The sequence below is a fragment of the Galbibacter sp. genome, assembly GCF_048266365.1.
Lineage (GTDB): Bacteria > Bacteroidota > Bacteroidia > Flavobacteriales > Flavobacteriaceae > Galbibacter.
In genome coordinates this window covers 313,691-332,868 of sequence record NZ_JBLWZP010000003.1, presented here as the reverse complement: position 1 = coordinate 332,868, position 19,178 = coordinate 313,691, and the positions used below count along the sequence as shown (strand labels likewise).

Here is a 19,178-nt window from a genome sequence, read left to right as displayed (position 1 = left end):
AAAAATAAACCACTTAGGTTATTTCTGCCCTAATTCTACTTAAACTGACTTGTGTGATACCCAAATAAGATGCAATGTGTCTTAATTGTACTCGTTGGAGTATAACAGGACTGTTTTTCAAAAGCTCATTGTATCGCTGAGTCGCTGTTCGGATTTGTCGGAAAATAAGCCGTTCTTCTGTTTTAATAAGTTCTTTTTCAGCAAATATTCTCCCGAAATTTGTAATATGTATATCTTTTTGGTAAAGCCTTTGCAGGTTTTCTGTTTTGAGCTGATACAGTTCACAGTTTTCCAATAGTTCTATATTTTCATATCCTTTCTGATTTGAAATATAACTTTTCATTGAAATAATAGTATCTCCTTCTTTTCCAAACCAAAAAGTGATTTCAGCATGATCTTTATGAGCGTACGCCCTTGCGATCTCTTTCTTTATGAAGTAGATGTTTTTTTCGACTACATCAGATCTTAGAAGAATATGCCCCTTTTTGTGTTTGACCTCTGAAATGGATTTTTTAAGCAATTCTTTTGAAGTATCAGGAAGAGGATATATATTGTCTAGTATAAGGTCTATGTCCATTAATCCAATACTGATTAGTTGTAACAAAATTACAGAAATATTTCAAGATTTCGGTTTTAATGCCTCCGGAATCCAAAGATTTCCGCTATATCAAAGTTAAATAAATCATTTCTGGGTGTTACAAATTAGACGACCTTTTGAACCTAAGGTCCACGGAGTAACGACTCTCTATGAGTGGAATGAGAAAGAGCGAGTCGACTAAAAAAACAAGATTCATTGAAAAAGGCTATCAAATATTTGAGATTCTGAAAATAATTTTGAATGACGTTTCCATTGTTATAGCAACATTGATAATTTTAGGTTATCGTGGAAAATATCTTGCGGTACACTTATTATAGTGGAAAATATTTTGCATTTTGTTCTTTGAAAATGAAATTAACTGAAATAGGGACACCCCTTATCTGTAAGAAATTATTTATGGATCATAGGACTCGGTAACATTATGAACATTAATGCGGTTTGTACCAGAGACCAATGATTTTACAAACACATTAAAGCGATATCATGGAACAACGATTAGATTTAGCAAAAACAGATCCTGAAGCATATCAAGCGATGCTAGGATTAGAAAAGTACATTGCAAAAAGTGGCTTGGACAAAAGCTTGTACGAGCTTATAAAAACCCGTGCATCTCAAATTAACGGTTGCGCGTATTGTATAAATATGCACACCCGAGATGCGATGAAAATGGGAGAAACGGCTCAACGTTTATTCTTATTAGACGCATGGCGAGAAACCAAGCTTTTCACACAAAAGGAAAGAGCAGTTTTAGCACTTACTGAAGCAATGACCTCAATTGCCGGGAAGCCAGTCTCAGATGAAATTTACATGGAGGCAAAAGTTCATTTAACAGAAAAAGAACTTGCAGCGGTAATTATGGCTATAGTAGCCATTAACGGATGGAATAGAATAGCGATTACATTGGAAAAACCGTTGGATTAGTTGAGTGATCTTCAAAAATTAGCAGGATGATCCGAAAATGTAACTTCTAAAAAGGACATTCATGCCCAATTTATTGATGGAGGTGTCCAGCGAGCTGTAACATGTCTAATAGCCTTAGAAATAGAAACTCTGTTTCCAATACACTTTTAAGCCTGAAAAAGAATGGTTTGATCAAATGAAAGCAATGAAAACTTTTATTCTCTTGAGTCACACGAATTATAGCTAAATGAATTACTGGCCAAAGAGCTGTGTACACGACTTTTCGGAGCAATCAGTCTAAAGGATTAGATCAAGCAATTTGCATTAAAAATGAACCAAACACAACCAAAAATTACTCAATGGATAAATCAAACAGAGAAACACTCTATTTAAAATCAAGAGTGCAATGGCGAAAATGGCTAAGCGATAATCACCAGATAAAACAGTCTATATGGCTGGTGTGTAATAATCAAAGATCAGGCTTACCTACAGTTCCTTGGGGTCAGTTGGTTGAAGATGCACTTTGCTTTGGCTGGATTGATAGCACCAGAAAAACCATTGATGAGTTTACTTTCAAGCAGATGTTTAGCAAACGGAAGCATAGTAGCACATGGTCAAAAATAAATAAAGACAAAGTGCAGATGCTTATTGATAAAGGACTTATGACAGAGTCTGGTTACCAAACTATTGAGGTTGCAAAACAAAACGGATCCTGGACTCTGTTGGATGCGGTTGAACAGCTCATAGTACCAGCAGATTTAGAAGAAGCCTTTGAAAGACATAAAGGTTCAAAAAATTACTTTCTGGGTTTGAGTAAATCGCTTAGAAAGATGATGTTGCGTTGGATAGTTCTTGCAAAACGGCCAGAGACCCGACAAAAACGCATTGATGAAATCGCAATGCTTGCCGGTGAAAACAAAAGACCAAAACAATTTTAATCCGTAGTTTGTTTCAAAAAATGTACACATAACCAAAGTGAATCTTAATTATTTGGGTTCTAATATGTTTTTATGCATTGCCCTATATAAAAACATCGCCTATTTTTATTTTATTGAACTTATCGAATTGTGTGAAGTATAGTTTATTTCAATTTCTAGAAATCCTAGAATCGAAAAAGTGGGAGGAGAACGCTCAGGCTTGCAAACCAAGAGCACTTCTCATTTTCTAATATAATATCGCTTTAGATTTCAATAAATAGCTTTGAGATATAGGATACAAGGAATGGACTATAACTGTTTAGAATTTAAGTATGACAGTTTATTATTAAATATTAGATTTGAGAACTGGAAACACCCTATAAATCGCGTTGATTCCTCTTGGGATACACGAAAAAGGATAGGAGAGGGCGAGGTCCTGTAAACACCTCTGTTTCTTATGTATTAGGAGCATTAAGTAAAAGAAAGTAAATTGAAAATTAAGTTCGTTTAGAAATGATTTCGACAAAAAAGATTGTTTTTTTGATCCTAGGCCCTTTAATATTTGCGTTACTGCAATTATTGGATACCCCTGAGGGAATGCCTGAAAGTGCTTTTGATATGTTGTCCATTACAGTTTGGATGGCAATTTGGTGGGTCTCAGAGGTTATTCCTATAGGTGTAACAGCACTTCTGCCAATTGTTTTATTTCCGTTAACAGGAGCAGTAGATATTTCAACCACAACAGCCTCCTATGGACATAAATATATCTTTTTATACTTGGGAGGCTTCTTGCTGGCCATAGCCGTAGAGAAATGGAACTTGCATAAACGAATTGCCTTGCATATAATTAAAACGATTGGAACGGACGTATCCAAAATCATTTTGGGATTTATGGTTGCAACCGCATTTTTGTCGATGTGGATATCAAATACCGCAACCAGTGTTATGATGTTGCCTATTGGAATGTCAATTGTATTCCAATTAAAGGATAATCCACATACAGAAGAAAATGAAAATATAATTTTTGGGAAGGCATTAATGCTGGCAATTGCGTATAGTGCGTCATTAGGTGGTATTGCGACGCTTATTGGGACTCCACCCAATCTTGTGTTTGCCGGGTTTATTGAAGAAACCTATAATATAGAGATCTCGTTTGCAAGTTGGATTACATTTGGATTGCCAATTTCAGTGATTCTTTTAGCCGTTTCATGGTATTATTTAACGAATCGTGCTTTTGTCTTTAAGCAAAAACAATTCCCCGGTGGTAAAACAGAAATTCAGCGGTTATTAAATGACTTGGGTCCCATGGAAATGGAAGAAAAAACAGTTTTAATAGTTTTTATATTGACCGCATTTTCTTGGATTACCAGATCATTTTTTTTGGAACAGCTTATGCCGGGAATAGATGATACTATAATAGCGATAATCGCAGGAATTATATTGTTTATATTACCGACAAGGAAGAAAGGAGAACCCATAATAGTATGGAAGGATGCCGTTAAAATTCCATGGGGAATAATTCTTTTATTTGGAGGTGGGTTGGCATTAGCTTCTGGATTTCAAGTCACGGGATTAGCTACTTGGCTTGGAAGTCAAGTTGAGCTGCTTGAAGGTCTAACTTTACTTGTGCTTATTGTGGTCATCGTAACGGCAGTTAATTTTATCACTGAATTAACGTCAAATACCGCCACCACAGCCATGCTGTTACCCATTTTAGCGCCCATTGCGATTTCTTTGGATATTAATCCTTATATGTTGATGGTGGCAGCCACACTTGCTGCATCATGTGCATTTATGTTGCCGGTAGCAACACCTCCGAATGCAGTGGTCTTCGGGTCAGGTTATTTGAGTATCAAGGATATGGTCAAGGCAGGATTTTGGATGAATTTAATTTCGATAGTTATTATAACCTTTGCTGTATATGTATTACTTCCGTTATTATGGGATTTTGACCCAGTAGATATTCAACTTTTTGTAACAAGGAAGTAGAGGATAAACCTTACACCTAATGTATTATCGGATCAGAAGAAAGAATCAATGTGGAAGATCTTCAAAAAATCGGTGATTTAGAAAAACTGAGCTTAGAAGATGTTTTTGGTTATTAATGCAAAATCACACTCCCTGAATGGCTTCCGGTAGAGGAGTCAATAGGCTCTAATTTACCCAAGCATGTTCCACTGATTGGTTTATCAATGCAATTTCTATAGCGTTTTAATTTAACATTTTTACCAATTCGATTTTAATTCGAGTGTGTTTACGCCTATGTTATAGGCATAAACGGCAGCAGGAACATAGGTTAAATTAACATCCTCTATTGTTTTATTATCTAAAACATCGATTGTGGTTACCAGGCTTGCGGAAAAATTATTTTGATTACAGAAATATATCAAGCTTCTTAATTCTTGCGGTTTTTCAAAATAATGATTACTCCATTTTATTTCTACACACTAATGCGGTTGAAATAATTTGTTGTCCAGTAATACGATATCAACTTCACCTTCGGAGCGCCCCATTTTCCAACGAGCATATTTTAAATCAAGATTTTCTCGATGCATCCATTGTGAAAAAATAGCTGTTTCTACCATATTACCCATTTCATTATCTGTTTCTGTAATGTGTGAAGATAAAGCTGTTCGTAAAGATGGATTGGTTAAATACACTTTAAAACTCGTTATTCTTTTAAATTTTTTAGCGGTTTCATTTACCTTATGAATGACTTTAATTAAAAATGCAGCTTCAAGATATTCTAAATATTTTTTAATGATTTCTTTCTGAATACCACTGTCTTTAGACAATCGCTCATATGAAAATTCATTACCAGTATTATATGCCAAATATGTAAAAAAGCTGTTTAATTCCTGCACATCTTTAATACCATATAAACTGGGTAAATCACGCAGCAATACTTTATCAACAATATCACTTCTTACATACCGACCCATATCGCTTTGTATTTTTTCGGATAATACTACTTCGGGATACCCTCCAAAATTTAAATAGTGAAAAAATTCTTTGTTAAAAGCTTTGTTATCGTGAGTTGTAAAAAAAGGAATTTCTTTATTTCGATAAACTATAGTTCTAGCCTGCACCAAATGATGTAAGCCCTTTAAATGAATGTATTCATGAAAGGTAAGTGGTGGTAGCATAAAATCGGTAAATCTGCCAGCACCACTTTCTGTACTTTGCAAACGTAGAGCAGCAGCAGCAGAGCCAGATACCACAAATTTTGTTTTTGGATACAAATCTATCAAGACTTTTAGGTGGCGCTCCGAATCTTTTAAGTACTGGATTTCATCAAAAAATACAAAACAACCTTCTAAGGTATCTACTTGCACGGCTTCTTTGGCCAATAGTAAAATATCTTCTAAGCTTAGGTGCATGTAAATAGGGTTGTCTATACCAATAAAAAAGATTTTTTGTGGCGCAATCCTTTCTTTTATGAGCTCTTGAATGGTGTGAAACATCATGACTGTTTTTCCAACTCTACGAGGGCCCATAAGCACCACAGCACGCTTAATATCTGTTTCTTTTACAAATGGATAGAACAAATCAAAATACAAGCGTTTAGACATGTCTTGATAGACTTGTTGGACGTTGCCATTCGTCCACCAAGGGTTTTCATATTGTAAACGTTCTATCCTTTTTGTTGTTGGAATAACGGTGTTAAAACTCATAATATTTCTTATTATGACTCAAATGCACAAACAAAGGTTTATAAAACACCTTATTTTGACTAAAATGTTATTTTAAGTAATGTTGAGCTCACTTTGCGCCTTATTTTTACTCTAACCTACCCACTCATTAATTTTGGTAATAAGGTGTTTCGGGTTTTGGTTAGGGATTGGATTTGGGTATTATTTGGATATTCTGGTGATTACCAGAATATCCACCGTCGGTAGGAGAAGTCTACAAATACCCAATCCTATAAACCTTTTATGAATTTTAACTTTAGCCTTAAGATTCCATTTGAATTCATATCCAACGAATTTACCTGAATTTTCTTCAACCTTGGAAAATTACTATGATTATCCCATTATAATTTGGACCCAATATCTTGTCTACCCACTATTGCCATAATCACAATAATATACACCAAAACAGAACCAAATACAATTTTGACTTTGATTTTTAATCCGGATACACTTTTTAGACAAAGTAACAACTGAAAATCATTTAATTTGGACATATTAGTTTTAAGAAGCCTACTCGAAATTTCCTTTATCCTAAATATAAAAGGCTTTATTTAAAATCAATCTGTCCTCTATTTTGATAAAGGGAGTCGTCTAATTCAATATTTAAGTAGTAGTTACTTTCATTAAATCTTTCACTTGTCAGGATTGATTTGGATCCGTCAACCGGTGGTATAGTTATAAGAATAGATGCCATAAAACTCATTGCGGTCTGATATTAAAATGTGCAGTGGCATCTATTATCGAGAAGGGAGGTGATATCAAAATCAGAAGCCAGGCAGCCAACGCATACCAGGGATGTATAGTTTTAGTTATTCACCAATGCTATCTCCTCATTTACCTTATCCATAAAATTGTGTAAATATTCAGGGACATTAGCTTTCACTTGATCGATTCTCCAACTTTTTACATTTCCGTTTTCTGAGTACTGGACAAATAAACCTCCGGCATCTGCACAATCGGGGCAACCGAAAATCGAATCCTTTTCATTAACCAGTTGATTGGGGAGGAAATCTGGTAAATCCTTGACTTGTTCAAATTTACTGTTTGATAGTTTTTTAAAGTTGAATTCTTTCCCCGTATAATCATCTTTAGTATCCTCTAACAAACTAGTATCGGTCAGCATAAATGTTTCAACACAGGATTCCCCGACACACATCCCGTAGAAATGACCAAAAATCAAGTAATCGCTTTCGTTTGATGCTATGTAATCATCATTGTTACAAGAGGCAAAAGCTCCAATAAGAAGGAGTAATCCCAATGGTTTTAAGTTTTTTATGACCATCTATTTTATTCAGTTATAATGGTTGTTTTCCCTTCAGCTAAATACACGTGGCAACAATCAGCACCCACCTTGAAATCCACACTTACAATTTCCTGATCATCCTCATCGAATCCTTTGAAATTCACTTCGACAGTTTTCTTTTGGTACGTACTACTATATTCATCTCCGAATAAGGGATAGCTTCCGGATGTTTTCATAATCTCATATTCATCATCGTTCACCTCCCTTGTAATATCCTCTTCAGTATCAATTATTGTTACCCCAAAACTATTCAGGGCGACTGGGGTTCCGGTTTGATCTTCAACAGAAACCATAATGGTTACAAATTGTTCTGTGCAGGCGAGCTGACCACAATCTAAACCGGGATCATTATCATCTTTATCACTACAACTCAAAAGAGAAATCAGAATGGCTGCTATTACTAATTGTGGCATACTAAACTCAATTAAATTCCAAGGAACAAGTTCCTTGGAAAAGGTGAAACTTTTTCTTATTGATTATACTGCGGCTGGCCCACTTTGCCTATAAAACAAATGGAACCTGTATCTTTCTCGGTGATGACAAACAAAAAAGGTCTGTCCAATAATAAATGTGGTGTGCCACCACCTACCGATGTGAGTTCGATACCAACAGCTGTTACTGCTGCCGCCTCGGAACCTTTTTCATTGACTTCTATAAAGGTCTTTTGAAGTACGAAAGATATAAAAACTTCCATATCGGTCATCTTGCTAAAATCGGCAACCCCTTCACTAAATGCATTACCCAACCCCAAATTTATAAGAGCTTCATTAAATTTTTTCTCATAAGAAAACGTAAACTTTGGCATGGTGAGTTTTATACCCTTTTCCGCATAATCATCCTGCCATTGATTCCAGTTTTCACTGCTCATAAGAGCAACCACATCCTCCGTGGTTTTGCCCCCGTGAGGTAACAAAAGCGTCATGCTGTATTTGTCATTTTTATAAGGAAGCCTGGCAGCTGCAAAGAGCTCGTTGGAAAAGTATAGCAAATCTTGTTCCATAGACATCATAGCTACATTTTTAACAGTACCATCTTCGCTATGGAAAGGCAGACTTTGGGTATCATCCGGATCAAATTTATACTTCCAGTCACTTTTAAAATACAGGGCATTGATAGCATACAAAACAGCATTATCAGATATTTCATCCAGAATTTCAGGTATTTTCCCGTTGGTGTTACTGGATGCCCAATGGTTGATCGCATTCAATGTACTGGGATCTTTAAAATCCCTGTTCTCTACTGCTGCATAATAGTACTTTTGGTTCAGCGCTACAAATGATTCTTTAATTGGGAAATTATGGTTTACCCAAAGTGAATTTGCAACCTCAAATGTACTTCCAGAAGTGCCATAGGTAAGATTGTCTATAATGTTTTGGTTGACTAAATTGGTTTGTTCCAGGGTCGCATCACCATAATCAAATACATCAGCAAAAGCTTGCTGGGTTTTCCCGGCAGCACCGTTATAAACCATACCCATGGCCAAGGAGGCACTCACCGGAGAGATCATGAAATTGTTTTTTGTTTCTGTCATGGCGATCTCCTTAAACAATGAAAAGGCGAATGTATTATTGGCCTCCACTATTTGTCCGCCTTTGGCTACAGATTTAAAAGAAGTGACAGGATCTTGTTCATCTGTTTGGGAAGTGCACGATAAAAGTATTGTAAAAAAGATAAAAAATAAGTATAAGTGATTGGTTTTCATGATGGTGGTTTGATTTATTTTTCCCTATGAATTACTACATAGATGCAAAAAGTCCTAAAAAGTTGCGTTTTAGTACGTATGACTTATTTAACCATCTGAGATTTCGAGGAATCAAAGCAGGATTGAGAAATAAAGATTCGTTTCAATCATTCCTTTCTAACAAAATACTTATATGCAGGAATCATTTCAATTGTTAGGCCGTCTTTTTCGAATATATCTTCTTGGTTCAAGGTAACTATGAAACCATGATTAACTTTAAAATAATGTAATGCTGCTACTAGCCCACTGTATTCGCGTTCAAAATTGAAGTCGTCTATAGTATAACATACTTGTACGGCTTGGAGGATTTTACCTTTTTCAAAGACGACAAAATCACATTCTCCTTTTTCTGCAAAATAATAGATTGTACTATAGGTTCTCCTTAAATGAAGATAGACCATGTTCTCTAGTTTGCGACCAAGGTCTTCAGTAAGGGATGTCGAAACGACGTTGATCAATCCTGTATCCATTGCGTAGATTTTCTTCGGATTCCGGGCTTGCGCTTTTATTGAATAATTGAAGCGTGGTACAAATTCTACTAAATAAGCGTCCTTGAAATAATTAAAGTATTCTAAGATGGTTGTGCTGGATTTGATCCCGAACAAGCCTGTTAATTTATTGGCCGAAACTAATACGCCAACGTTTGAAATTAAATAAATAGCTAGTTGTTTCAATGAATCGATATCACGTACGGAATGTCGAACGGAGATATCACGCACCAAAATGTCGTCCATTAGGCTGCTGAGAATAAGGGCTTGTCCGATTTTTACGTATTCAGGCATTCCGCCAGTAACTAGATAATCTTTTAATGATTCTTGATCTGCATCGGTTTCTTTATAGGTTATGAATTCACGATATGAAAAAGGAAATAATTCCATGGAAAGGTGTCGCCCAGTAAGGTGGGTTCCTAGCTCTTTGCTTAATAATGATGCATTGGAGGCGGTTACGAATACGGTGTATCCTTCTCTTAAGAGTTGGTTAACGAATATTTCCCATTTATCTACGATTTGAATTTCATCAAAAAATAATACACGGATGCTTCGTTTATCGATTTCTTGTTGCAAGCGTATGAAGTCCTCTATGTTAAAGGCGACTAATCGAATGTCTTCAAAATTTAAATAAATAACTTCGGTGTACTTTGACTTTAGGAGTTGCAACAATAAAGTACTCTTCCCACATCTTCTGATTCCTGTAATTATAGTTGCATAATTATCCACTATAGGGACGTTTTGCAATGCTTCCCGGATTAATAAATCTTGTTTGTTGAGAAATACGCGTTGCTGCGCGTCGATAACTACACTTAATTGGTCTTGTCTCATCATTTCACTCGAGTCTTAATGATATCAAAGATAGGGATATAGAACGAACAATACAACTTCACCCATTAGTAATGATTGATTTTGGACATTAGTAATGGGTGAAGTTGCCCGTTGGCTATAGCCTTGTCTCGTATAGCAATTTCTTCGATTAGGACACAACAAAGAATCTTTCTTTGGTTTGATATAAATACAATGAGCTAAACTTTCGATAAGTTCATTACGGCTATGCTCGTTATGGAATATAGCTATTAGGTTTTTAACTTGCTCGGTAACTTGCTCGGAAACTGGAAAGGTCATTCTAGTAAAATTATCCATAAACCGGAAATATTCTTTACCATAGCTCTCCATAATCCTAGGAACGCCCGAACCTAACTGCCCTACCAATTCCAAATCCTTTTGACAGGGTTAAAATTACAACTTAATTTCCTGTCCTAAATTTGGGGAGTATTATAATAAATCATCTGACTAAAAATCCCGAAAGCGCCATAGCTTCCATCCTTAAAAAAAGAAAATTTGCTTTACACAGGATCTATTCGATATCTTTTTGTTTAGTTCCTCTGAAATTGATAATTTCAATAAATCCTTTTTCAAATTGTATTCTGTAGATAATGTAGTTGTTTTTATCCACCAATCCTTTGTGAACATTTTTATGTTTTCCTGTTGGTGGACAAATTTTGGGATATTTACTGATACGGGTTAAAATATCTTGTAGATTTTGCTCTAAATTAAGGATTTCATTGGCTGTCCATTCTTCTTCTAAATATTCTATAACCTTTCCCAGACCTCTATTTGCTTGAGGTGTCCATTTTATTATTAACGCCATTTATCAAAACGTTTCATAACAGTCTCATTAGCTAAATAAATGCCTTCATCTGCCTGATCTAAACCTGTATTGATTTCTTCTTGTTCCTCTTTAGACATCTCATTCCACCAATCTCCCTGCTCTTCATCAAAGACCTTTTTAAGTTTTGCTAAAAGGCCTTCTTTTTGTGTTTGTAGTAAAAGATGCATCAATTCTAATTTCGTGGCTTCTATATTCATAATCACAACTTTTAGTATTACAAAGGTAATTTAATGTTTTCTATTATGTAAATCGCATCAGCGATATATTAATCATCATTTATTAAGTTTATGACTACACTACTCCCCATATGCAAGACAGTTTAAATATATATCTAATTATTTATGATACTATTCTTTTTGTATTATAAATTTGATCAGGTGGTACTTTTCCTATTTCAGTATGCCTTCTTTTGGTGTTATAGAATTCAATATATGAGATACCCCCATTTTTTAAGTCCGAAATATCGAGGGTTCTAACCACATAGAGGGGTATTCATGCCAGGAAGCACGGTGTTGGATGGATACATTTAAAGGGGTTTAAAATGTTTTTTATTTACAGGTGATTGTCAATTAAAGGATGCTAAAGGAAAGAGAAAAACAATATGTCTATTTTCCGATGCAGAAATTGGCAAAAATATTCCCAAGCAAATCATCTGATGTGATTTGTCCAGTGATTTCACCAAAGTGGTGGATGGCTTGTCTGATATCTATTGCAAGGAGGTCACTTGGGATCCCATTTGCCATTCCATCTTTTACTTTGTCGATTTCTTCTAGTGCTTTTAGTAGAGAATCGTAATGTCTTGAATTGGTAACGATGGTTTCGTTATTTCTTAAGGCACCGGTATTGATAAAGTTATGTAAGATGTCTTTAAGTTCTTCAACCCCTGAATTTGATTTTGCTGATATTAAAAGCAATTTAGTTCTATCCTTTTGTGTGATGATATCACTTATCTCTTGCATTATGAAATCTTGCTCTTCTTGTGATAATTGATCCTTTTTATTAGCAATAATTACAAGAGGCTTTTGGGGAAACTTATTTCGAAGTTTTCTAAGTTCAATTTTGATAAGCTCTATATTTGCTCTGTTTTCCTGTACCTTAAGGCTGTCAATGAGATAAACCACAACCTGTGCTTGATCTATTTTCTCAAATGTTTTTCTTATCCCGATAGTTTCGACTTCATCTTGGGTATCTCTAATCCCTGCAGTGTCTATAAATCGAAATCCAATCCCTCCAATACTAATTTCGTCTTCAATGGTGTCTCTCGTTGTTCCGGCAATTGAACTTACAATGGCGCGTTCTTCATTGAGTAGTGCATTGAGCAGGGTGGACTTACCGACATTAGGTTCACCTACAAGGGCTACAGGGATACCGTTTTTGATAACATTGCCTACAGCAAAAGAGTCAATCAGACGTTTAAGCACGAGCTGGATTTTGTCCAAAAGCTGGTTGAATGCACCTCGGTCTGCAAATTCTACATCTTCCTCAGCAAAATCAAGTTCTAATTCAATCAAAGATGCGAAGTTAAGCAGTTCTTCTCTTAACTTTTTAATCTCACTGCTGAAGCCGCCTCTCATTTGCTGCATTGCAATTTGATGGCTCGCTTCATTCTCTGAGGCTATAAGATCAGCAACAGCTTCTGCTTGACTAAGGTCTAATTTACCATTTAGGAACGCTCTAAGAGTGAATTCTCCTGCATCTGCCATCCTGCATCCGTTTCTTAGAAATAATTGTAGGAGCTCCTGCTGTATATATGGTGAGCCATGGCAAGAGATCTCCACCACGTTCTCTCCTGTATATGAGTTGGGAGCTTTGAACAAGGATACCAAGGCCTCATCATAGGTTTTTTTATCATCAACGATATGACCCAGGTGAATGGTATGAGATTTTTGATCGCTTAGCTTTTTACTGCGAACAGACCTAAAGTGTCGGTCTGCTATGGCAATAGCTTGCTCTCCGGAGAGTCTTATGACTGCAATGGCACCGGAACCGGAAGGGGTTGCTAAAGCTGCGATAGTATCTTGTGTATTCATTGCTCTAAAATTTGGTACAAAAATACAAATATATGTTGATCAACTATCCTAGTTATTTTCTAAGAATTGGCTTTGCTTTTTGCAACAGTTAATTGTTGTTAAATCGTTGATTATGAGTGATAAATTCCGTACCTTAAACATGTAATTTAAAATGAGTAAGAATATGGATTATTTAAAATTAGACAAATCAAAAACAGAGAAAACAGTTTTTGAATTAAATGTTTTACTAGCTGATTATCATTTGTATTATCAGAAGTTGAGAAATTTCCATTGGAATGTAGTAGGTGAAAATTTCTTTGATCTTCATAATAAATTTGAAGAGATGTACAATGATGCCAAACTTAAGGTTGATGAGATTGCTGAACGTATTTTAACTTTGAGAAATCAACCTTTGAGTAACCTTTCACAATATCTTGAAATATCCAATATTAAGGAGGCAGACTCTGATCTAGAGGATAGACAAATGATTGATGCACTTTTGAAGGATCATGGTCCGTTATTAGAGCAAATGCGTAAAGTACTTAAGATTGCCGAGGATGGAAGTGATGAAGGAACGGTTGATATGATTGGCGCCTATATTCGAGAATTGGAGAAAACATCTTGGATGTTAGATGCTTGGCGTACCAAGGCTGGTCATCCGGTAGCGAAAACAACTTCGTAAAAACGAATAAAGGAAACACGCAGATGCGCAATTCAGAAACTTTACTTTGATCTGATAGCGTAAGGAGATAGAATAAAATTCAGAGCAACCGGCACTGCCGGTTGTTTTTAGTTAAGGAAATTAATAAGGTGGATTGTTAAAGTTTGAACTGGTTGTAACAATTCTGAAACTTAATCGTCCAATAGTTAAATCAGCCATCAATAAAAATTATGAAACGAACAGACAATCAACTTCTAGCAATCACCCATCTGAGCCAATTACTGGATTACGTTACCGGGTTTGGCGGACTTATTCTACCATTGATTCTTTGGGTTTCAAAAAAAGACAGTGTTTTGAATATGGATGAGCACGGGAAGGCTATTTTAAATTTTCAGCTTAGTATATTTATATACTCCCTGCTTAGTATACCATTGATCTTTCTTTTCGGATTAGGCATATTGGTGCTTATCGCTATAGCCATTTTAGCTTTTGTATTTCCGATTATCAATGCGATTAACTCGAGTAATGGCAAAAATGTTTATTACCCATTGAGTCTTCGTATTATAAGCTAATAGGGGGTAAGTGCCCTTTTTTAAACTGAATCGTTAATAGGATTATTATATACCAATCAAAAACCCCGCTCTAAATTAACACACAATTTAGACGGGGTTTTATTACTTGGTAATTAGGTAATCCCTAATATTAGGGGGTATATGATTTATTCTTTACAATCAATTGTTAAGCATCACCGGCATAACCAGCATAGTGATGTGCTCTCCTTCATCCAATCCGTCGATAGGCGAAAGGATTCCGGCTCTACTTGGGATACTCATCTCAAGGGTAACATTGTCAGAGTTTAGATTGTTCAGCATCTCATTCAAGAATTTTGAATTAAATCCTATAGCCATATCATCTCCCTGATAATCACAAGTCAAGCGTTCTTCTGCTTTGTTGCTGTAATCTAAATCTTCCGCAGATATGTTTAATTCTGCACCAGCTATTTTTAAACGAATCTGGTGGGTTGTTTTATTTGAGAATATGGATACCCTGCGCACAGTGCTGTAGAACTGCGATCTGTTGATCGTTAATTTATTTGGATTTTCTTTTGGAATAACGGCCTCGTAATTAGGATATTTCCCATCGATAAGTCTACAAATAAGTTCAGTATTGTCAAAGCTGAATTTAGCATTACTTACGTTGTATTCGATTTTCACTTCACTTTCACTTCCTTCTAAGATGCCTTTAAGAATATTTAACGGCTTTTTAGGCATGATAAACTCCGCGACTTGGTCAGCGGTGACATCTGTTCTTTGGTATTTAACCAATTTGTGAGCGTCAGTAGCCACAAAGGTTAAATTCTCAGTTGAGAATTGAAAAAAGACTCCGTTCATTACCGGACGAAGCTCATCGTTTCCTGAAGCAAATATGGTTTTGTTGATTGCTGTTGCCAAGATATCTCCTAAAATCATTGTTGTACTGGCTTCTTCCAATTCAATTGTGTTAGGAAATTCAGCACCATCAGCGTATGCTAAAGCATATTTACCGTGATTCGAGTTGATCTCGATGGTGTTGTTGTTCTCAACTATAAAGGTTAATGGTTGCTCTGGAAATGTTTTTAAAGTTTCCAACAGAAGTCGGGCAGGTACCGCGATATTTCCAATTGATTCTGATTCAACCTCCAGAACAGCACTCATGGTAGTTTCTAAATCGGATGCCGAAACCGTTAATTTATCCTTATTTAGTTCAAACAAAAAATTGTCAAGGATAGGGAGGGTGTTTTTACTATTGATCACACCGCCTAAGACCTGAAGTTGTTTTAATAAATATGTACTTGATATAATAAATTTCATCGAATGCTTAGTTTTCTATCACTTACAAAGATATCTGAATTGATTTTTTTTTCGAAAATAACTTATCAACATTTAATAGCCATACTTTTTTCGTTTTATAGCGTAAAATACGACTGCAAAAAGAAGGATTAAACATATGGGAAGTCCTATGTTTAGTACCTGCCACCATGTTTTTTCTTCATATGTTTTTTGTTTGTCCAGAAAGGAAATCGAAATTTCCTTTGCACGAATGTTTATAAGTCCATTATCTTGAACAAGGTAATTAACGCAATTAAGTAAAAAATTTCTATTGCCGTAAAGTTGTTTGGTCCAAGGATCAATTCCATCGACAAGTGGCTTTTTATTGGCGTAGGTGTAATTGATAATATCCCCATCGCTGATGACAATCATCTTATTTGGGAGTGTGCTTTTCTCCATGATGGAGTCCGGGGTAAATGGCTTAACTCGATTGCTGTACGCGGAATTAAACTTACCTTCTAAAAGGACGCCCAAAATTTGATTTCCTTCATTAAATTGAGATACGTTTGGTTGGGTATCGAATTCATCCAAACTATAGTTTCTTGGCACGCCAACGGTTCTTGACTGCGCTGAACTCTGAAGTAAAACGGTTTTTTTAATGCCATTGGATAATGTATCCATACTGTTGGTAAACTCTAGTTTTACAACATTGAGGCTTTTGTTAATCGGGTGGTTGTTCAAAGAGGCTACCATTGGACTATAGAACCAGTTTATAGGTATTTCACCATTAGCATCCGCAACGGTCACCGGCGTGGACATAAGGTCCTGAATTAGGTTCTTGTTGATGCGTACACCGTACTTAAATAGCATAGCATCTAGTTTTAAATCCATTGGAAAGGCCAAAGAACTGAAGTTGTCATTCTGCAGGCTGTCCAGGTCTGCGTTAACCTGATCTAATAACCATAGTGTTTTCCCACCTTGCATAATATATTGATCTAGGATCATTTTTTCATTCTCTGAAAACCCTTGGGTAGGTTTTGCAATGATGGCTGCTTGGAAACGATTGAGGTTTTTTAAGGTGGTCTGTGGCTGTTCTTTTAGGGAATCCATATGGAATTCAGCAATGCGGTAATAGTTCTGTAGGCTCAATAAAAAATCAGCCATGTACTTATCATCCATTTCCCCATGACCTTTGATTACGGCAATGCTTTTTTTATCGGTGATTGTGACTTGGTATATAGCATCAGCCAGGGTATATTCGAGCTGCTGTACGGAATTGTTTATCCGTGATTCTGTACTGGCTCCAAGGCTATTTTTTAATAGTGATGCCTTGACTGTTTTATTTCCGGAATTCACCATTGCCCAAGGGAAAATCATCTCTCTGGAGACACTATTGCCTTCTTCAATAGTAACGTTAGCTGGTGTTAGTCCTAATTCCATTAACGATTGTGCAATCTGCTGCTTGGACCCTCCACTTTCCATGGGGTCTACAATATTGAATATGATGTTGTCATTCAAGCTCCTGAATTCTTCTAATAGCTGTTTGGTTTCGGTTTGAAGACGCTTAAATTCAGCAGGTGGGTTTCCCCCCAAAAGAACATCAATAAAAATAGGTTTTCCAACGTGCCCAAGTAGCGCCTTGGTTGGCTCAGATAGTGTGTATCGTTGGTGTTTTGTAAGATCGATTCGCAGGACAAACATTGATGCCAAATAATTGACTGCCAACAGAAAAAGGATCGGTAGCAGTATTTTCTTTGCTATGTTTTTAATTCGCTTCACAGTTTGTTGTTCAATTTTAGGGTGGTCAAAAATAAAAAGAAACTGGTAATACTGATAAAGTATACAAGATCCCTAAGATCTATCACACCTCTGCTAATACTATCATAGTGGTATTTAAGACTCCAACTTGCCAGAAATTCAAGGCCGTCGAAATTTGCAAATTCCGCCAATCCATAATAACAAATAAAGCAGATGAGCATAGAGGATATAAAGGCTGTAATTTGATTTTCAGTGCAGGAGGAAGTAAAAACTCCGATGGCTGTATAACTGCCTATCAGAAAACATAAACCAAAATAAGATCCGCCAATGCTGCCCAAATCAATAGCTCCATTTGGGCTTGCAATCGTCCAAATGGTGTATACGTATAACAGCGTAGGGATTAAGGCTAGAATGATGAGAAAGAAGCTTCCAAAAAACTTTCCCAGTATAATTTGACTCTTGGTGATCGGGTGTGAAAGGAGCAGTTCTAGCGTTCCTGATTTTTTTTCCTGTGCAATAGTGCTCATGGTTACTGCCGGGATCAGTAGTAGTAAAACCCATGGTGCTAATTGGAAAAATGGATATAGGTCTGCGAAACCACTTTCGAGTATATTAAATTCACCATTAAATAACCAAAGGAACAAACCGTTTAAGCATAAGAATAATCCAATGACCAGATAACCGATTGGAGAGGAAAAAAAACTGCTAATTTCTCTGTTTATGATTGCTTTCATAGGCTACTTTTGTGGTTCGGCATAATAAATTAGGTTTGTGTGGTTGTTTAGGTAAACTTTAAGGTGACCACATCCCTATAGTTCAGACCCAATAAGCTGGATGCACCACCAACGGTGTCCAGATTGCTTTTGTATATGGCAATTTCGATCAGGTTTGCTGAATTGAATATAGCCAACTTCTCTCCGTCTTTATTGACCGGGACATCTGATCCAAAATTTATAATATCACTGTATTTAGCGTGGATGCTGGTGAATTTATGATTACGAGCCCACAATTCGAAATTTCGTCCTCTTCTGTGTTTTTCGAATAATTTCTTTGGAATATTGGTCACGACATTTCCGTAATTGTCGATGTAAATCACATTTCCTGTAATTTGATCTTGAGGGTGATTTACTGTTGGCTCTAGGTCCTTTAATGTTTTGAGTTGTAATAGCGGTTTTCCGATGACATCTAATGTGCCTCCCCTTGAGATGTGCGCGGCAACATTGATAAATACATCTAATACAGGGAAAACACTGGCAATGCGATCGTGAATATTGATCTCTACCAATTTTTCCGGTTTGATTTCATGGGTGAGGAAGGACAAAATTCCATTGTCCGCTCCAATGAAATAATGATCATCAATAAGTGCAGCTACATGTTTGTTCAAAGGAGTGAGTTCTGAATCAACTCCAATGATGTGTATGCTTCCTTTAGGGAAGGTTTTGTATGCGTTTTTTAATATATAGGAGGCTTCTAAAATGTTAAACGGACTCACTTGATGTGAGATGTCAACAATGTTGGCATTTTCAATTTCGCTAAGGATATACCCTTTAATGGCACCTACAAAGTGATCTCTCACCCCAAAATCTGTAGTTAATGTTAGTATTGCCATTTGCGAATTGTTGATGTTT

The 19,178-nt window shown here is 36.2% G+C and carries 18 protein-coding genes; 5 read left to right on the top strand and 13 right to left on the bottom strand.

What is annotated here, in order from left to right:
* Positions 1–13: 13 nt before the first annotated feature.
* On the bottom strand, positions 14–577 hold the full coding sequence (locus ACN0TV_RS06880; protein WP_417361423.1) for a Crp/Fnr family transcriptional regulator: 564 nt from the start codon (positions 575–577) through the stop codon (positions 14–16).
* Between the two features lie 504 nt (positions 578–1,081).
* On the opposite strand from ACN0TV_RS06880, the gene ACN0TV_RS06875 reads away from it, so the two are divergent.
* The 3 genes from ACN0TV_RS06875 (at position 1,082) to ACN0TV_RS06865 (ending at position 4,404) form a co-directional block, all read left to right on the top strand.
* Positions 1,082–1,519: a carboxymuconolactone decarboxylase family protein gene (locus ACN0TV_RS06875; protein ID WP_417361421.1), complete on the top strand. Its 438-nt coding sequence runs from the start codon at positions 1,082–1,084 to the stop codon at positions 1,517–1,519.
* A gap of 338 nt (positions 1,520–1,857) precedes the next feature.
* Positions 1,858–2,436 carry a YdeI/OmpD-associated family protein gene (locus tag ACN0TV_RS06870; RefSeq protein ID WP_417361419.1) on the top strand — a complete coding sequence of 193 codons (579 nt, stop codon included), beginning with the start codon at positions 1,858–1,860 and terminating at the stop codon, positions 2,434–2,436.
* A gap of 492 nt (positions 2,437–2,928) precedes the next feature.
* Complete coding sequence (locus ACN0TV_RS06865; RefSeq protein WP_417361418.1) at positions 2,929–4,404, top strand: SLC13 family permease; 1,476 nt, start codon at positions 2,929–2,931, stop codon at positions 4,402–4,404.
* 458 nt (positions 4,405–4,862) lie between these two features.
* Here the strand turns inward: ACN0TV_RS06865 and ACN0TV_RS06860 are convergent, their stop codons facing one another.
* From ACN0TV_RS06860 to mnmE, 8 genes are all read right to left on the bottom strand, one after another.
* Positions 4,863–6,089 (bottom strand): ATP-binding protein, encoded by a 1,227-nt coding sequence (locus ACN0TV_RS06860; protein WP_417361416.1) that lies wholly within the window; start codon positions 6,087–6,089, stop codon positions 4,863–4,865.
* 823 nt (positions 6,090–6,912) lie between these two features.
* Entirely contained in the window at positions 6,913–7,389 is a 477-nt protein-coding gene (locus ACN0TV_RS06855) for a hypothetical protein (RefSeq protein ID WP_417361414.1), read from the bottom strand.
* A gap of 5 nt (positions 7,390–7,394) precedes the next feature.
* Entirely contained in the window at positions 7,395–7,823 is a 429-nt protein-coding gene (locus tag ACN0TV_RS06850; RefSeq protein WP_417361412.1) for a hypothetical protein, read from the bottom strand.
* Between the two features lie 56 nt (positions 7,824–7,879).
* On the bottom strand, positions 7,880–9,112 hold the full coding sequence (locus ACN0TV_RS06845; protein WP_417361410.1) for a serpin family protein: 1,233 nt from the start codon (positions 9,110–9,112) through the stop codon (positions 7,880–7,882).
* A gap of 146 nt (positions 9,113–9,258) precedes the next feature.
* Positions 9,259–10,473 (bottom strand): ATP-binding protein, encoded by a 1,215-nt coding sequence (locus ACN0TV_RS06840; RefSeq protein ID WP_417361408.1) that lies wholly within the window; start codon positions 10,471–10,473, stop codon positions 9,259–9,261.
* A 526-nt stretch (positions 10,474–10,999) separates the two neighbouring features.
* The gene (locus ACN0TV_RS06835) at positions 11,000–11,293 is read right to left on the bottom strand and encodes a type II toxin-antitoxin system RelE/ParE family toxin (RefSeq protein WP_417361406.1); all 294 of its coding nucleotides are present in this window, start codon (positions 11,291–11,293) and stop codon (positions 11,000–11,002) included.
* Positions 11,284–11,511, bottom strand: coding sequence for a hypothetical protein (locus tag ACN0TV_RS06830; protein ID WP_417361404.1), 228 nt, complete (start codon positions 11,509–11,511; stop codon positions 11,284–11,286). The genes ACN0TV_RS06835 and ACN0TV_RS06830 overlap by 10 nt, the downstream gene beginning before the upstream one ends.
* Before the next feature lie 408 nt (positions 11,512–11,919).
* Complete coding sequence (gene mnmE / locus ACN0TV_RS06825) at positions 11,920–13,344, bottom strand: tRNA uridine-5-carboxymethylaminomethyl(34) synthesis GTPase MnmE (RefSeq protein ID WP_417361402.1); 1,425 nt, start codon at positions 13,342–13,344, stop codon at positions 11,920–11,922.
* Positions 13,345–13,507: 163 nt separating this feature from the next.
* Between mnmE and ACN0TV_RS06820 the strand changes: the two genes are divergently transcribed.
* Positions 13,508–14,005: a Dps family protein gene (locus ACN0TV_RS06820; RefSeq protein ID WP_417361564.1), complete on the top strand. Its 498-nt coding sequence runs from the start codon at positions 13,508–13,510 to the stop codon at positions 14,003–14,005.
* A gap of 209 nt (positions 14,006–14,214) precedes the next feature.
* Entirely contained in the window at positions 14,215–14,556 is a 342-nt protein-coding gene (locus tag ACN0TV_RS06815) for a DUF4870 domain-containing protein (protein WP_417361400.1), read from the top strand.
* Positions 14,557–14,715: 159 nt separating this feature from the next.
* On the opposite strand, the gene dnaN is transcribed toward ACN0TV_RS06815, so the two are convergent.
* The 4 genes from dnaN to ACN0TV_RS06795 form a co-directional block, all read right to left on the bottom strand.
* Complete coding sequence (dnaN, locus tag ACN0TV_RS06810; RefSeq protein WP_417361398.1) at positions 14,716–15,834, bottom strand: DNA polymerase III subunit beta; 1,119 nt, start codon at positions 15,832–15,834, stop codon at positions 14,716–14,718.
* A 72-nt stretch (positions 15,835–15,906) separates the two neighbouring features.
* Positions 15,907–17,571, bottom strand: a complete 1,665-nt coding sequence (gldG, locus tag ACN0TV_RS06805) for a gliding motility-associated ABC transporter substrate-binding protein GldG (RefSeq protein ID WP_417361396.1) — start codon at positions 17,569–17,571, stop codon at positions 15,907–15,909.
* Positions 17,568–18,284: a gliding motility-associated ABC transporter permease subunit GldF gene (gene gldF, locus ACN0TV_RS06800; RefSeq protein ID WP_417361395.1), complete on the bottom strand. Its 717-nt coding sequence runs from the start codon at positions 18,282–18,284 to the stop codon at positions 17,568–17,570. The genes gldG and gldF overlap by 4 nt, the downstream gene beginning before the upstream one ends.
* 47 nt (positions 18,285–18,331) lie before the next feature.
* Positions 18,332–19,159 carry an SAM hydrolase/SAM-dependent halogenase family protein gene (locus tag ACN0TV_RS06795; RefSeq protein WP_417361393.1) on the bottom strand — a complete coding sequence of 276 codons (828 nt, stop codon included), beginning with the start codon at positions 19,157–19,159 and terminating at the stop codon, positions 18,332–18,334.
* Between the last annotated feature and the right edge of the window lie 19 nt (positions 19,160–19,178).

What these genes read in the sequence shown, in the direction of transcription:
- ACN0TV_RS06880 (WP_417361423.1), bottom strand. Translation starts at nt 577, where the DNA reads ATGGACATAGACCTTATACTAGACAATATATATCCTCTTCCTGATACT.
- ACN0TV_RS06875 (WP_417361421.1), top strand. Translation starts at nt 1,082, where the DNA reads ATGGAACAACGATTAGATTTAGCAAAAACAGATCCTGAAGCATATCAA.
- ACN0TV_RS06870 (WP_417361419.1), top strand. Translation starts at nt 1,858, where the DNA reads ATGGATAAATCAAACAGAGAAACACTCTATTTAAAATCAAGAGTGCAA.
- ACN0TV_RS06865 (WP_417361418.1), top strand. Translation starts at nt 2,929, where the DNA reads ATGATTTCGACAAAAAAGATTGTTTTTTTGATCCTAGGCCCTTTAATA.
- ACN0TV_RS06860 (WP_417361416.1), bottom strand. Translation starts at nt 6,089, where the DNA reads ATGAGTTTTAACACCGTTATTCCAACAACAAAAAGGATAGAACGTTTA.
- ACN0TV_RS06855 (WP_417361414.1), bottom strand. Translation starts at nt 7,389, where the DNA reads ATGGTCATAAAAAACTTAAAACCATTGGGATTACTCCTTCTTATTGGA.
- ACN0TV_RS06850 (WP_417361412.1), bottom strand. Translation starts at nt 7,823, where the DNA reads ATGCCACAATTAGTAATAGCAGCCATTCTGATTTCTCTTTTGAGTTGT.
- ACN0TV_RS06845 (WP_417361410.1), bottom strand. Translation starts at nt 9,112, where the DNA reads ATGAAAACCAATCACTTATACTTATTTTTTATCTTTTTTACAATACTT.
- ACN0TV_RS06840 (WP_417361408.1), bottom strand. Translation starts at nt 10,473, where the DNA reads ATGATGAGACAAGACCAATTAAGTGTAGTTATCGACGCGCAGCAACGC.
- ACN0TV_RS06835 (WP_417361406.1), bottom strand. Translation starts at nt 11,293, where the DNA reads ATGGCGTTAATAATAAAATGGACACCTCAAGCAAATAGAGGTCTGGGA.
- ACN0TV_RS06830 (WP_417361404.1), bottom strand. Translation starts at nt 11,511, where the DNA reads ATGAATATAGAAGCCACGAAATTAGAATTGATGCATCTTTTACTACAA.
- mnmE (WP_417361402.1), bottom strand. Translation starts at nt 13,344, where the DNA reads ATGAATACACAAGATACTATCGCAGCTTTAGCAACCCCTTCCGGTTCC.
- ACN0TV_RS06820 (WP_417361564.1), top strand. Translation starts at nt 13,508, where the DNA reads ATGGATTATTTAAAATTAGACAAATCAAAAACAGAGAAAACAGTTTTT.
- ACN0TV_RS06815 (WP_417361400.1), top strand. Translation starts at nt 14,215, where the DNA reads ATGAAACGAACAGACAATCAACTTCTAGCAATCACCCATCTGAGCCAA.
- dnaN (WP_417361398.1), bottom strand. Translation starts at nt 15,834, where the DNA reads ATGAAATTTATTATATCAAGTACATATTTATTAAAACAACTTCAGGTC.
- gldF (WP_417361395.1), bottom strand. Translation starts at nt 18,284, where the DNA reads ATGAAAGCAATCATAAACAGAGAAATTAGCAGTTTTTTTTCCTCTCCA.
- ACN0TV_RS06795 (WP_417361393.1), bottom strand. Translation starts at nt 19,159, where the DNA reads ATGGCAATACTAACATTAACTACAGATTTTGGGGTGAGAGATCACTTT.